The 13,899-nt window shown below is 59.0% G+C and carries 13 protein-coding genes; 6 read left to right on the top strand and 7 right to left on the bottom strand.

Translation table 11 applies throughout. From position 1 onward, the window contains the following. Positions 1–31: 31 nt before the first annotated feature. The 5 genes from AZE99_RS03625 to AZE99_RS03605 all read right to left on the bottom strand — a co-directional run bounded on the left by AZE99_RS03625 (position 32) and on the right by AZE99_RS03605 (position 5,947). The gene (locus AZE99_RS03625; RefSeq protein WP_067198165.1) at positions 32–322 is read right to left on the bottom strand and encodes a DUF167 domain-containing protein; all 291 of its coding nucleotides are present in this window, start codon (positions 320–322) and stop codon (positions 32–34) included. A 185-nt stretch (positions 323–507) separates the two neighbouring features. Continuing rightward, entirely contained in the window at positions 508–2,100 is a 1,593-nt protein-coding gene (gene purH, locus AZE99_RS03620) for a bifunctional phosphoribosylaminoimidazolecarboxamide formyltransferase/IMP cyclohydrolase (protein WP_067198164.1), read from the bottom strand. A gap of 2 nt (positions 2,101–2,102) precedes the next feature. Continuing rightward, positions 2,103–3,890, bottom strand: a complete 1,788-nt coding sequence (locus tag AZE99_RS03615) for a heparinase II/III family protein (RefSeq protein ID WP_067198163.1) — start codon at positions 3,888–3,890, stop codon at positions 2,103–2,105. Then, positions 3,887–4,549, bottom strand: a complete 663-nt coding sequence (rpe, locus tag AZE99_RS03610; protein WP_067198161.1) for a ribulose-phosphate 3-epimerase — start codon at positions 4,547–4,549, stop codon at positions 3,887–3,889. The genes AZE99_RS03615 and rpe overlap by 4 nt, the downstream gene beginning before the upstream one ends. A 120-nt stretch (positions 4,550–4,669) precedes the next feature. Further along, positions 4,670–5,947 carry an RsmB/NOP family class I SAM-dependent RNA methyltransferase gene (locus tag AZE99_RS03605; RefSeq protein WP_067198160.1) on the bottom strand — a complete coding sequence of 426 codons (1,278 nt, stop codon included), beginning with the start codon at positions 5,945–5,947 and terminating at the stop codon, positions 4,670–4,672. A gap of 283 nt (positions 5,948–6,230) precedes the next feature. Between AZE99_RS03605 and AZE99_RS03600 the strand changes: the two genes are divergently transcribed. The 3 genes from AZE99_RS03600 (at position 6,231) to ahpF (ending at position 9,131) form a co-directional block, all read left to right on the top strand. Next, entirely contained in the window at positions 6,231–6,557 is a 327-nt protein-coding gene (locus AZE99_RS03600) for a hypothetical protein (protein ID WP_067198158.1), read from the top strand. Positions 6,558–6,881: 324 nt separating this feature from the next. Further along, positions 6,882–7,445 carry an alkyl hydroperoxide reductase subunit C gene (gene ahpC / locus AZE99_RS03595; protein ID WP_067198157.1) on the top strand — a complete coding sequence of 188 codons (564 nt, stop codon included), beginning with the start codon at positions 6,882–6,884 and terminating at the stop codon, positions 7,443–7,445. A 126-nt stretch (positions 7,446–7,571) separates the two neighbouring features. Next, the gene (ahpF, locus tag AZE99_RS03590; protein ID WP_197460288.1) at positions 7,572–9,131 is read left to right on the top strand and encodes an alkyl hydroperoxide reductase subunit F; all 1,560 of its coding nucleotides are present in this window, start codon (positions 7,572–7,574) and stop codon (positions 9,129–9,131) included. A gap of 34 nt (positions 9,132–9,165) precedes the next feature. Here ahpF and AZE99_RS03585 read toward each other — a convergent pair whose 3' ends face one another. Then, positions 9,166–10,065: a M48 family metalloprotease gene (locus AZE99_RS03585; RefSeq protein WP_067198153.1), complete on the bottom strand. Its 900-nt coding sequence runs from the start codon at positions 10,063–10,065 to the stop codon at positions 9,166–9,168. Between the two features lie 86 nt (positions 10,066–10,151). Between AZE99_RS03585 and AZE99_RS03580 the strand changes: the two genes are divergently transcribed. Both AZE99_RS03580 and AZE99_RS03575 read left to right on the top strand, forming a co-directional pair. After that, positions 10,152–10,334 carry a DUF1674 domain-containing protein gene (locus AZE99_RS03580; protein ID WP_067198151.1) on the top strand — a complete coding sequence of 61 codons (183 nt, stop codon included), beginning with the start codon at positions 10,152–10,154 and terminating at the stop codon, positions 10,332–10,334. 121 nt (positions 10,335–10,455) lie between these two features. Further along, positions 10,456–11,589, top strand: coding sequence for a TIGR03032 family protein (locus AZE99_RS03575; RefSeq protein ID WP_197460245.1), 1,134 nt, complete (start codon positions 10,456–10,458; stop codon positions 11,587–11,589). Here the strand turns inward: AZE99_RS03575 and AZE99_RS03570 are convergent. After that, positions 11,582–12,787, bottom strand: a complete 1,206-nt coding sequence (locus AZE99_RS03570; protein WP_067198150.1) for a hypothetical protein — start codon at positions 12,785–12,787, stop codon at positions 11,582–11,584. The two genes, AZE99_RS03575 and AZE99_RS03570, sit on opposite strands and share 8 nt — an antisense overlap. Positions 12,788–13,040: 253 nt before the next feature. Here AZE99_RS03570 and AZE99_RS03565 point away from each other — a divergent pair, with 253 nt between their 5' ends. After that, entirely contained in the window at positions 13,041–13,853 is an 813-nt protein-coding gene (locus AZE99_RS03565; protein ID WP_067198148.1) for a nucleotidyltransferase family protein, read from the top strand. Positions 13,854–13,899 lie beyond the last annotated feature (46 nt).

Below are 13,899 nucleotides of genomic sequence, written 5' to 3'. Positions count from 1 at the left end.
TTCCCCTTCTTCCGTGATGGAGAAGGAATATTCAATCGGGAATTCTGACAAGCTTGGTGCGCGCATTGTTGCCGCGAATGATTTCCAGCGATGTCCTGGGTAGCCTGAGCGCTTTGGACAGCAGCTTCAAAACCGCCGCATTGGCTTTTCCGTTCTCCGGCGTTGCGGTCACGCGGATCAGCAATATGCCGGCAGGCCCGGTTGCTCCTGGCAGGCTGATGCTGTTGTCTCCCGCATTGGGTGTGACTTTCACGGTCAGTTCACCGCCATTGACGAGCGACAGCATCTCTTCGCGAGGTGGGAATGGAGTCTTTTTTGCCATTATCTAACTATTTCCCTTCTCCCGTGAGGGAGAAGGATAGGGAGCCTTATGCGCGAAGCGGATTAGGCGGACTTGGATGAGGGTGTTCTATACCCCGAAGCGAAGTGCGCCCTCACCCAGCTGCGACTAGCAAACAAGTTTGCAAGTCTGCGCAACCCTCTCCCGCACGGGAGAGGGAAGAAAGCCTAATGCCGGAAATGGCGCATTCCGGTAAATAGCATTGCCAGGCCTGCTTCGTCAGCTGCCGCGATCACCTCGTCGTCGCGGATTGAACCGCCCGGCTGGATCACCGCTGTTGCACCAGCTTCCACCGCAGCCATCAGGCCATCGGCGAAGGGGAAGAAGGCATCCGAGGCCACCGCTGAACCGATGGTCCGGCTTTCGCTCCAGCCTGCTTTTTCCGCTGCATCCTTGGCTTTCCACGCGGCAATACGTGCCGATTCCAGCCGGTTCATCTGGCCTGCACCGACGCCGGCTGTCGCGCCGCCCTTGGCGTAGACAATCGCATTGGATTTGACATGTTTGGCGACGGTCCAGGCGAACAGGCAATCGGCCATTTCCTGCTCGGTCGGCTGGCGCCTGGTGACGCATTTCAGGTCAGACTGGGCGATCTGGCCATTGTCACGGGACTGGAGCAGAAAACCGCCAGCGATGGATTTGAAGCCCATGCCGGTCCGGGCCGGATCGGGCAATTCGCCGGTCAGGAGCAGGCGGAGGTTTTTCTTCTTGGCGAAGATAGCCTTTGCCTCGTCATTCGCGCCCGGGGCGCAGACAACTTCGGTGAAGATGCCGGTCATCGCTTCCGCCGCCGGGCCATCAAGTGGCCGGTTGACCGCGATGATACCGCCAAAGGCAGAGACGCTGTCGCAGGCCAGAGCCTCCTTGTAGGCGTCGAGAATATTATCCGCGCTCGCCACGCCGCAAGGGTTGGCGTGCTTGACGATCACCACGGTCGGTGGGCCGTCGCGAAATTCACTGACCAGCTCGAGCGCGGCGTCGGCGTCGTTATAATTATTATAGCTGAGCGCCTTGCCCTGCAGCTGCTCGGCCTGGGCAATGCCGCTAGCGGACGGGCCGTCGGGCAGATAAAGGGCCGCGCTCTGATGCGGATTTTCGCCATAGCGCAGCTCGACCGGGCGGCTCATGGTGATCGGCAGCGTGTCGGGGAACATCTTGCCCTGATCGGCAAAGCCGAACCATTGGGCGATCATACTGTCGTAGCTGGCGGTCGCGGCAAAGGCCTTGGCGGCCATATTCTTGCGGAAGGCGAGCGAGGTGCCGCCGTCATTCTGCTGCAGTTCGGTCAGTAGGGTTTCATAGTCCGAAGGATCGGTCACGATTGTCACGAAATCATGGTTCTTTGCCGCGCTGCGCACCATCGACGGTCCGCCGATATCGATATTCTCGATAATCTCGTCGCGTTCCGCGCCCTTGGCGACGGTCTGGGCGAAGGGATATAGATTGACGATCACCAGATCGATCCCGGCGATATCATGTTCTTCCATCGAAGCGACATGGCCGGCGTCGTCGCGCCGGGCGAGCAAGCCGCCGTGAACCTTGGGGTGCAGGGTCTTGACCCGGCCATCCATCATTTCGGGAAAATTGGTAACGTCGGAAATATCCGCGACCTGGAGGCCTGCTTCGCGCAAGGCCTTGGCTGTGCCGCCGGTCGAGATCAGCGCAACGCCCATCGCCGCCAGCTGCTGGCCGAGATCGGCCAGGCCGCTCTTGTCCGAAACCGACAAAAGCGCGCGTTTGATTTTGATATTCTCTGTCATTTTTACCCCATATGTTTGAGCAGCCAGCCGGTTGCTCCACCGCCTCTGCCCACTGCTCCGGAAATCACCATCTGCATGACGTCATGGCCAATACCCATGCCGTCGACCCAGACGCTTTCTTCCAGTTGAATTTGTCCGCTAGTCGAGCGGAATTGCCACAGATTCCCGTCCTGCAAACGCAGCAATACGCCCTTGCCCTCCGAGATCAGGTCGCATTCGATATCCGGCCCGAGATGGAACCGCAATGCATATTGGATATCATCCTTGCGGCGGCGTCGCTTCTTGCCATCGGGAATCAGCATATCCTCGCCGCGCAGTTCGAGACCGTCCGAGCGGAGCAGCAACAGCCGCTTGTGAACCAGACCAAAGCGCTTGGCATAGCCGTCGTGGCTGGCCTCAAGTCGAGTGGCATTTTCAACATCGCGGCGGAACAGCTCGACTTCGCTGACGCCGCGGCCAAGCTTGCCGTCGGGCAGAATCGAGGTGCTGTTGCTGTCTGCGATACACAGGGTGCTGTGCGCGGCGGTGGTTCGCAGGCCCCGGGCGAGTGCTGCCGGGATGGTCGCGCCGACCAGCCCTGCCCCGCCGCAATTGCTGATGATCCGGCAGTCGCCATTGGAAATTTCAAAGGCCAAGGTGGAGGCGCAGCCAGCCACGGCCATCCGCGCGATCGGCGGCGGTGCGGCATCGAGCACCAGCACCGTACGGCCGGAAGAAACCCGCTGATATCCCCATTCGCGCGCCTGACGAAGCGGTCTTGCGCGGACGCCGCTGGCCTCGACGACTTGCGCCACCTGTTCCGCCGATGTCGCGCCGCTGCCCTGCCAATTGCCCATCGTCCCGTCAAAATGGGTCAAGGCGGTGAGCGGAGGCACGGCCTGATTGAGGGCTTGCTGGAGAAATTCCGGCGCATCCAGATTGCGGGCGAGATAGACTTGCTTCAGCATCGACAGCAATATCACCGCGTCCATCTGGTTGAGCGGCGACCGCGAGACGGAACCGCCGTCGGCAAAGAAAAACTCGCCCATTGTTTTTTCGAGACCCGCTTCGCCGACAATCTGGCGCACGCGTCCTTCGGGCAGCAATAGAGAGGAAGCCACCACACCGCTCCACGCCACCAGCCGGCCGAGGCTGCTATTCGCCTTGTCCGCTGTCCGGTCCAGATGACGGGCGGTCCGGGCGATATTGTTGAGTACTTTCGAGCGGTAGATTAGGTCGCTGGAAGACAGGATCAGCGGCGCATGGCTAGCCCAGATCAGCATCCGCCAGCCGCAATTGTCGGGCCGCCAGGCTGGCTGACGAATGGCATCGCCATTGGCGTCGAGCCATTGGCTGATCAGCTTTTCCGCCACCGGCACGGCCTGATCGCGCGAAGCCGCCGTATCGAGATCGCGCAGCCATTGGAAACGGTGAACATAATCTTCAAATTGCGGTGGCAGTTTGAGATTGGCAAAGTCGATATTGTCGTGGTTTTTCTTGAGGCCGCGGAACAGGAAGTAGCCAGCGCGCACCGCCATCCCCTGCACCCGGTCACCCTCTATTGGATCAACCGGTACCGCGAGCAACCGCAAGGGCAGTTTTCCGGACAGCCGGAGCCGGTGCATCGGCATCCGCCACGTGATCCGGTAATAGAGCATCGTCGCCTGCTGGGCGAGCGACTGGCCGCGGTCGCGCTCGTGGCGCAAAGTCAGGCTTCGGCCTTCGCCTGCCGCATCATTTCCGTCATGGGTCGATGGCTCGTCCGGGTGGCCATCGCCCAGATCAAGCCGGTCAGACCCGTCGGTGGTCATTCACCCCTCAGGCCGCTGATATTGCCGGCATAATGATCAGGCCCACCTCTGAACGTGGCGGTTCCGGCCACCAATGTGTCGGCGCCGGCGGCAATTGCCTTTGGCGCGGTTTTGAGATCGATACCGCCGTCGACTTCCAGCCTTATATCCTTGCCGGTTGCGGTAATCCGTCTGCGAATCGCCTCGATCTTGCGCAACTGGCTGTCGATGAAGCTCTGCCCGCCGAAGCCGGGGTTGACGCTCATCACCAGAATCAGGTCGAGATCGTCGATCAGATAATCGAGAATATCCAGCGGAGTCGCCGGATTGAGCACCAGCCCGGCCTGCTTGCCGAGCGACTGGATGGTCTGCACGGTACGATGCGGATGCGGTCCCGCTTCCGGGTGGAAGGAGATGATGTCGGCGCCGGCCTCGGCAAAAGCTTCCAGAAACTGATCGACCGGCGAGATCATCAGATGAACGTCGAACGGCTTGGCGCTGTGCGGACGCAGGGCTTTGACCACTGCTGGCCCGATGGTGATATTGGGTACGAAATGGCCGTCCATCACGTCGACATGGATCCAGTCGCAGCCGGCCTTGTCGATAGCCTGCACCTCTTCGCCCAGCCGGGCAAAATCGGCAGAGAGAATGGATGGGGCAATACGAATGCTGTCGGACATGGCGCTTCCTTAAACTATGCCCGGCAGTAGAATTTTTGAACCGGGCAAGCAAGACGCTATTCCGCTGTTGCCACAGTCCCTTGTGGACAGTTTGGGGACAGGTTCACAATATATAGAAAATCAGCTTTTGCGAACCAGCCGGGCGATGAAAAACCCGTCGACATGGCCCTGTTCGGCCAGCGTGTCGGGTAGCGTCCGGACGGAGCCGGATTCGGCTGGAGATATGCCTGTCGGCAACTCGTCAGCGCGGACCGGATCGATGGCGAACTGTTCGTGGCGCTCAAGAAAGGCATCGATCTGCTCTTCGCCTTCTTCCGGTTCGAGCGAACAGACGGCATAGACCAGAGTCCCGCCGGGCTTCACCCAGGCTGCCGTGCGGTCGAGCAAGGCGCGCTGCACTTCGGCCCGATCCTCGATCTGGCGGGAGCCGATACAATGCAGGACATCGGGGTGTCGCCGGTAAATGCCGGTGGCGCTGCACGGCGCGTCGAGCAGAACCGCATCCGCAGGTTCCGCCGGCTCCCACTGCATCAGATTGGCGATGACTTCTTCGGCTGCCAAGCCGGTGCGCCTGAGATTGTCCTGAAAACGTTCCATTCTTTTGGCGCTATTGTCCACGGAGACCACTTTCCAGCCAGCGCTGGCCAGCTGCATGGTCTTGCCGCCGGGGGCGGCGCAGAGGTCGAATATGGTCCGGCCCTCGCCTTCGCCGAACAGCCGCGCGGGAATCGAGGCGGCCAGATCCTGTACCCAGAACTGGCCTTCATCAAATCCGTCGAGCCCAGTGACTGGAAGATTTGGAAATATCCTGAGATGTTTCGGGGCGAGCTTTGTGCCTTCCAGCGAGCCGACATCGTCGGACTGGAAGCTGAGGTCGAGCGGTGCCGGTGTGGACCACGCCTCGCTCGCGGCATTGGCGACATCCTCGCCCCAATTGCTGGTCCAGCGGTCCAGTGTTTCGCCGGGAATTTCGGGATATTCGGGCAGTTTCAGCTTGCCCGATTCGATACCGCGCATGACGGTCGAGAATACGCCGTGAACCAACCGACGCGGGCCACCATGGACCAGCGGCAGGGCGGTAGAAATCGCGGCATGTTGGGGCGTGTCGAGGATCAGCACCTGCGCCAGTGCGATGCGCAGCGCCATCCGCGCCTTGGCATCATCGGCCAGCCGGTTGCGGGTCGCGCTGTCGATCATGGCATCGAGCGCGCTCATCCAGCGCAGCACATTGGCGGCAATATTATGGGCGAGCGACTTGTCCGACGGATTGGACAGCTTTCCGGTTGCGGCCGGCATCGCCTGATCCAGCGTCTCACCGCGCCGGCAGACGGCGTCAAGCAGGCGAATGGCGGACTGGCGCGTCGCAAGGCCGGGGATTTTATTATTGGGTTCGTTCATTTTTATTCCGCGATGATTTGGCTTGGAGAACCCGGGTGGCTCGCTCTGCCCAACCGCATAGACCTTCCGGCGTTTCGATCAAGCTTTTGGATGGAGCAGGGCTAGTGTGGAAAACGACAATCACGGATTTGAAGGCTATCGGCCAATGGTTTCGAACTGTCATTGGAGCAGATCAGATACACTGCTCGCGCTATTGTTACTTAGCGTCTGGAGGTTACGTTAGGTCCGTGTCTGGATTTATCCAGAATCTTTCGGTGACATATAGAAACAACAGTAAAAAACTATGAAAAATTCAATTGCATCCTTGGCAGTTTTTGCGAGCGCCTTTGCGCTCGGTGCATGCGGTACCAGCGATGAGACATCAGAAACCGCTGCAACGGAAGAAACCGCTGAAGTTGCAACCACCGAAGCGTGCACCCAGGTAGCGATGATGGCCAAGGCCCAAGAACTTGGCACGAAGATGCAAGGCCTGGCCAGCAATCCGGAAGCGCTGCAGGAAATGACCAGCAAGATGCAGGCCGTTCAGGAAAAGATGCAGCAAGGCGCTGCCGACGGAAGCCTTGGTGCGGCTGAAGCTTGCGCTGCCTATGACGAAATGCTCGCTGAGTAATCCAGACCAAGCAAACCAATAGGCACGGCAGAGATAGTCTCTGCCGTGCCTTCACCAAGAGAATGAAGCGGGCCGGATTTGATCCGGCCCTTTTTTTGCCCGCGCTGCTGGCGGTACCGCTGAGTGGCAGGCGGGGAAAACGGACATGGATTGGCGCTGATTGAAATCACCGATCATTGTGATCGGCATAATTATCCGGATAGGCTCCGATTGGCTGTTGAATAGTGCTGCACCACAACATATTTCAAGCGTCTCAAACAGAAGGATAATTGCTCGCCAATGCTGGCGTGCAAAAAATCTCAACCGAAAAAAAAAGGACTACGAATGGCCACCATTAACAGCAAAATTTTGCCTTTCTCTACCGAAGCATATTACCGCGGTGAATTTGTCAACGTGACGGAAGAACATGTCGCCGGCAAATGGGCCGTATTTTTCTTCTATCCTGCAGACTTTACCTTTGTCTGCCCGACGGAACTGGAAGATCTGGCTAACCAATATGATGCGCTGCAGGCCATGGGCGTTGAAGTTTACTCGGTTTCCACCGACACGCATTTCAGCCACAAGGCATGGCATGCAAGTTCCGATGCGATCGGCAAGATCAATTTCTACATGCTGGGCGACCAGAATCACACGATCAGCAACAATTTCGGCGTCTTGCGTGAAGGTCAGGGCCTTGCCGACCGCGCGACATTCGTTGTGGATCCCGATGGCGTCATTCAGGTCATGGAAATTACCTGTGAAGGCGTCGGCCGGAACGCGGCTGAACTGGTCCGCAAGATCAAGGCAGCGCAATATGTCCGCGCCAATCCCGGTGAAGTTTGCCCGGCAAAATGGGAAGAAGGCGAAGAAACGCTAGCCCCTTCCATTGAACTCGTCGGCAAAATCTAAACCCGATCCAAAACCAATGAAAAATGCAGTGACCGGCTTTGTGCCGGTCACTCTCCCCCTTCGCTTCGACCTAATGCCAGCGAGCCTATAGCGCTGCCCTGGCGATATGAGAGAAATATCATGCCCATCATCGATCAATCCACCGCCGATCAGCTGAAAGCCTATCTGGTCAATCTGCGCCGCCCGATCCGGCTGGTAGCCACGCTGGACGACAGCGCAAAATCGGCCGAGATGAAAGAACTGGTCGAGACGATCGCCCCGATGTCCGATCTCGTGGAAGTCGATCTCAACGGGACATCAAAGCGTGTGCCATCTTTCCTGGTTTCTGCGGACGATGGCAAATCGGAAGTCGAATTTGCCGGTCTGCCGCTGGGGCATGAATTTTCTTCCCTGATTCTCGCCCTGCTCCATGTCGGCGGCCATCCGCCAAAGGAGGATGACGAGCTGCTCGAAAGCGTCGCATCGCTGGAAGGCGAATATCATTTCGAGACGTTTTTCTCGCTCTCCTGCCAGAATTGCCCAGACGTCATTCAGGCGCTCAATATCATGGCGGCCCGCAACCCCAATGTCAGCCATGTCGCAATCGACGGCGCGCTGTTTCAGGATGAGGTTGAAGAGCGAAAGGTCATGGCGGTGCCAACCGTCTTTCTGAACGGCGAGCCCTTTGGTTCCGGCCGGATGAATCTGGCCGAAATCATGGCCAAGGTCGATACCGGCAGCGCTGAAAAGGCGGCCAGCAAACTGTCGGCAAAAGACCCCTATGACGTGCTGGTGGTCGGCGGCGGCCCCGCCGGCGCAGCGGCGGCGATTTATACCGCACGCAAGGGAATCCGCACCGCCATCATCGCCGAACAGTTCGGCGGTCAGTTGATGGATACGATGGGAATCGAGAATTTCATTTCCGTGCCCTATACCGAGGGGCCCAAGCTCACCGCGGAATTGCAGCGGCATGTGAACGAATATGATCTGGAAGTGTTCAGCCAGCAGCGCGTCGCGGATCTGGCGCGCCCGGCCAAGGACGGCGATCTGTTTGCGCTCACGACCGAGAGCGGCGGGTCGCTGAAGGCGAAAGCGGTCATTCTGGCAACCGGCGCGCGCTGGAAAACCATCGGCGTGCCCGGCGAAGCGGAATATCGCAACAAGGGTGTCGCCTATTGCCCGCATTGCGACGGCCCGCTTTACAAAGGCAAGCGCGTCGCGGTTATCGGCGGTGGCAATTCCGGCGTTGAAGCGGCGATCGACCTGGCTGGCATTGTCAGCCATGTCACCCTGATCGAGTTTGACAGCGCGATGCGCGCCGATGCCGTGCTGCAGAAGAAAATGAACAGCCTGCCAAATGTCACCGCCATTGTTTCGGCACAAACGACTGAAATTACTGGCGACGGCGAGAAGGTCACCGGCCTGCGCTACAAGGATCGCAACAGCGATGAGGAGCATGATGTCGCGCTGGAAGGTGTATTCGTCCAGATTGGCCTGATGCCGAACAGCGAATGGCTCGGCGATGTGGTCAAGCGATCCCCTTATGGCGAGATCGAGATCGACCATCGCTGTGAAACGTCTGTTCCGGGCATTTTTGCGGCGGGCGACGTTACCACGGTGCCATATAAGCAGATTGTCATTTCGATGGGTGAAGGGTCGAAAGCCGCGTTGTCCGCCTTTGACTATCTCATCCGGGCGGATGGCTAGGCCGGAGCATGTTGTCTCTCCAGCCCAGCTGTTTCTAGCGCGTCGGATCCAGTGCGCTCGGTTTATGGCGGCGCCCCATATCGCCGATCTCGTCGGGCGGACTGGACCAGCCGCCGGAGCCGCCACCGTGCGCCATCGCCTGCAAGGCCGCGATCCGGTCTTCGGTCGCGGGATGGGTGGAGAACATCTGGCGGACGCCGCCGGGGACGATATAGAGTTGTGACGCCGCCGGGTTGCGCTGAGCAATCGGGTTGGGAATGCGGGCGGCCTCGCCCGAAATCTTGGCCAGCGCAGAAGCCAGCGACAGGGGCTTGCCGCTGATCTGCGCAGCGGCGGCATCGGCGCCGAATTCGCGGGTGCGGCTGATCGCCATTTGCACGATCATCGCGGCGAAGGGCGCAATCAGCACTGCCATGATGCCGGCGACACCGGCGTTGCGGTCGCGGAAGAACATGCCGAAATTGGCCAGCATCGAGACGGCGCCGGCGATCGTCGCGACCATGGTCATGATCAACGTATCGCGGTTTTTCACATGGCCGAGTTCGTGGGCCATCACACCCTCGATTTCGTCATGACTGAGCATCTTGAGCAAGCCGGTGGTTGCCGCAACCGCCGAATGTTCGGGGTCCCGGCCGGTGGCAAAGGCGTTGGGCTGGGGCTGGTCGACAATATAGACTTTCGGCATCGGCAAACCTGCCCGTTTCGACAAATTCTGAACCATTTTGTAAAATTCGGGGTGGCTTTTGGCATCAATCTCGACCGCATTGTGCATTTTCAGCACGATTTTGTCGGCGTTCCAGTAAGTGAACAGGTTCATGCCCGCCGCGACCAGCAGGGCGATTATCGCGCCACCGCTGCCACCCAGCGAATAGCCCAATGCCATGAACAGCGCGGTCAGCGCTGCCAGCAACATGGTTGTTTTCATAAAGTTCATCGCCTGTACTCGCTTGATAATCGTGTTTCTAAGCTCAATATAGGGTTTGAGGCGGGGCGATTCAAACTGGTGGACAAGGCAAAAAAATGACCGAAAGCAATAGAAAACCCGGTGAGCGACCGGCCCATGTCAAGGCGCCAGCGCATCTCTCCCCGAACAAACCGGTGCCGGAACCCGATCCGATCGAAAAGGCGGCAGAGATTGGCGAGAAAAACGGCCCCACTCGCTATGGAGATTGGGAGCACAAGGGTATCGCTGTCGACTTTTAGCCGCCGAGGCGCGAGGTTTTGGGCTATACAACCGCCAGCCGTCCACATTTAAGTCTTTGCGCCACCGAGCTTTTATGGAAAGATCGCTGATCGAGGCCTGATGCCTAGCAGGAGCGATATTGTGAGCGACGACAAGCCAGATGCGGGTGGCGCGCAGACCCTAGCTCCCGAAAGCAGACATACGCCCAGCGATGCCGGTCAGACCGCAGCTGCCGACGTGGGCAATATAGAAATCAGTTTCTCGCCCGGACTTCCGTCCTTTCTGGCGAACCAAGATATTTCCATCGGCTTTACCTCCTACCAGACCGGGCGGCTCTATCTGATCGGTCATGGCATCGACGAAAAACTGGCGCTGCATGAAGCCGTCTATCCGCAGGCTATGGGTCTGACTGGCGATGCCAGCCGGATCTATCTCGGCACGCTGACCCAGATCGTCCGCATGGAAAATGTTCTGATGTCCGGTCAGACGGCCAATCAGGTGCATGACAAGGTCTATGTGCCGCGCAACTTGCAGACCACCGGCAATGTCGACATCCACGAAATCGGCATTCAGGAAAATGGCAGGATCGTCTTCGTCAACACCCGCTTCAACTGCCTGTGCGAACCCAGCCTGACCCACAGTTTCAAGCCGGTCTGGAAGCCCGCATTCATCAGCGAAATTATCGCGGAAGACCGCTGCCATCTCAATGGACTGGCGATGGTTAACGGCCGGCCGAAATATGTCAGCGCCGCCGCTCGCTCGAACGTGGCCAACGGGTGGCGGGATCAGCGGGACGAGGGCGGGCTGATCATCGATGTGGAAAGCAATGCAATCATCGCCGAAGGCCTGTCGATGCCGCACAGTCCGCGCTTTCATGACGGTCGGGTCTGGCTGCTGAATTCGGGGACCGGCGAGCTGGGCTGGCTGGATCCGGCTGACCACAGCTTCGTGCCACTGACCTTTTTCCCCGGATTTTTACGCGGCCTGGCGTTTCACAATGATCATGTTTTCGTCACTCTGTCGAAACCCCGCAAGGGCCATTTCGAGGGGCTGGCGCTGGACGACCGGCTGAAGGAAAAGGATCAGGACGTCTGGTGCGGCGTGCAGATCGTTTCGCAGTCGACCGGGGAGGTCGCGCAATGGCTGCGCTTCGAGGGCGCGATCACTGAATTGTTCGATATCTGTGTCCTGCCGGGGGTCCGGAACCCGATCAGCCTGGGACCGAATTCGGCTGAGATCAGGGACTTTCTGACGATCGAACCCACCGCTATATAGTGGCCGGCTCGCCGCGCTGCTGCAGATCCAGAAATTCGGCTATCGCCAGGGCGGCGCGTTGGGACGGAAGTTGTTGAGCGTCGATATCGAAAGAATAAGCAAAGGCACGGGTCTGCGCCTCTCGATAGGAGTCCGATAGTGGCGAGACCGCCTTCAGCGTCGGTCCGAGGTCGGCGATATCATCCAGCACGGGACCGAAATTCCAATGGTCATAATTGGGATTGCCCCGCCAGTCGGCTTCATGGGAATTGAAGAAAATAGCCGGCCGTGGTTTCTGGATAAATTCGTATATCTGGCTGCTGACATCGCCGAGATAGATATCGGCCGCATTGGTATAGGTCATGTCGACGCTGCTGCTGCTGCCGGTGTCGATATGGATATGGGCGAGCGCAGCATAATGCGGGTCGATTCGCTGGCGGAATTTCAGCATCCGGTGCTCGACCGAAGCCAATAGCTTGCGCTGGAACAGCATGACATGCGGCGCGAAAATCAGATTATAGTCACTCTGCTGCGCGAAATAGTCGAGAATCTGCTCGCCGAAGCGGAACCAGGACGAGAGCAAAGGATCGAAATGCGGGTTATAGAGCACGATCGGCTTGTCATTGTCGAACAGCCTCACCGGCGGCCGGTTCGCATAAGCTTCGAATTTGGGATAGCCGACGATGCGGTGATTGTCGGGGCGGATCACGCCCGCTGCCAGCATCCGGTCGCGGGTTTTCTCGCCGGGCAACAGCACATAGTCGAACAGGCTTATTTCCGGCGAGAAACCTATCGAGCGGTCACCGGCACCATGGGGAAAGAAGATCAGCCTGGTCCGGTCCGATGAACGGTTTATCTTCAGAAAGGTCGTCGTGGTCTCCGGCACCACCAGCGCGTCGAAATGGCGGAACAGGTCGCTACTCCGCTTGAGGCTGCTCAGCCGGTTGAGCGGCACCATCTTGCCCAGCAGATTCTCGGCCAGCCGGCTCCAGCGATTGGGCCGGATCGACCAGAAAGCGGGGGTCGGCAAAGCAGGATCGAGAAATTGCCGAACGGCTTCGGCCTGCCGGTCGCTGGAAGTGATGACTTCGACGCGCGCGCTCGGTGCCTGCCGCTGCAGCGCGGAGATGATCGGCGCGATATGGGCTACCTGATGCAATTCGTCATGATTGAACAGAAAGCCGATGCGCCGGGGATCGATTGATGATTCGGAGCTCATATTTTTTCCATCGGATGTCCGACCTCATCTACTCTTGAAGGCGCTGGCGAACCAAATCCGGCGCTGCCCGTCCTTGGACAGATTTCGCGCGAAAGTCTACCGGCTCCCGGTCGGGACCCGGGTAAATGACCGGCGCCATGGCCTGCTTTGCAAAAGCCTTTGCTGCGTCTACATATAGCCAGCGCAGACGGTCCCCGCCGGTCGCGCTGAAAAATTACAAGGACGCCCATGACCCCTGTTAGTACCCCCCGATATGTCCGCCGATGATGCCAGACCCAACCAGCAGCCGCCGTGGACGGCGATCATCCTGGCTGGCCAGCGACCCGAGGGCGACCCGATGGCGGCTTACTGCAACGTCAAATATAAGGCGCTGATCCCGATAGCAGGCCAGACCATGCTCGAACGTGTGGCGCGCGCGCTGATCGGCTCGCCTCATATTGGCAGGATCGTTGTCATGGCCCAGTCGCCCGAACATCTGAAGGCGGGCCTAAGTCCGGATCTGGCAGAACATGAGGGCATTGCCTTCGTCGAATCAAACGACGGCATCGCGACCAGCATCCACGGCGTGATCGGCAGTGATATCGCGCCATGGCCGGTACTGGTGACCACGGCCGACAATGCGCTGCTGACCGGAGAGATACTCGACTGTTTCTTTCAGGGGCATAATGGGCAGGATGTCGCGGTCGGCGTGGTCGAGCGCCAGACCATGCTCGCCGCTTATCCCGATGCCCGCCGCACCTGGCTGAAATTCCGCGGCGGTGCCTATAGCGGTGCCAATCTCTTCGCTTTGCACAATGAGGCAGCCAAGCCAGCGGTGGCTTTCTGGTCGGCGATCGAAAAGGACCGCAAGAAGGGCTGGAAAATCTTCGCCCATTTCGGCCCATGGCTGCTGCTGCGCGCACTGAGCCGGACGATCGGTTTCAAGGATGCCATGACTCAGGCGGGCGAGCGCATGAAGCTGCAGGCCGAGCCTATCATATTGCCGATCGCGGAAGCGGCGATCGATGTGGACAAGCCGAGCGATCTGGAACTGGTGACGGATATATTGACCCTGCGCTGCAAATGATCCGGGCGGCGACTCGCTTCCTGCTCTTCAGCCATATTATGCGGAC

It is taken from the genome of Sphingorhabdus sp. M41 (assembly GCF_001586275.1).
Taxonomy (GTDB): domain Bacteria; phylum Pseudomonadota; class Alphaproteobacteria; order Sphingomonadales; family Sphingomonadaceae; genus Parasphingorhabdus.
The sequence above is the reverse complement of the archived record's forward strand: the minus strand, read 5'-3'. Positions and strand labels throughout refer to the sequence as shown.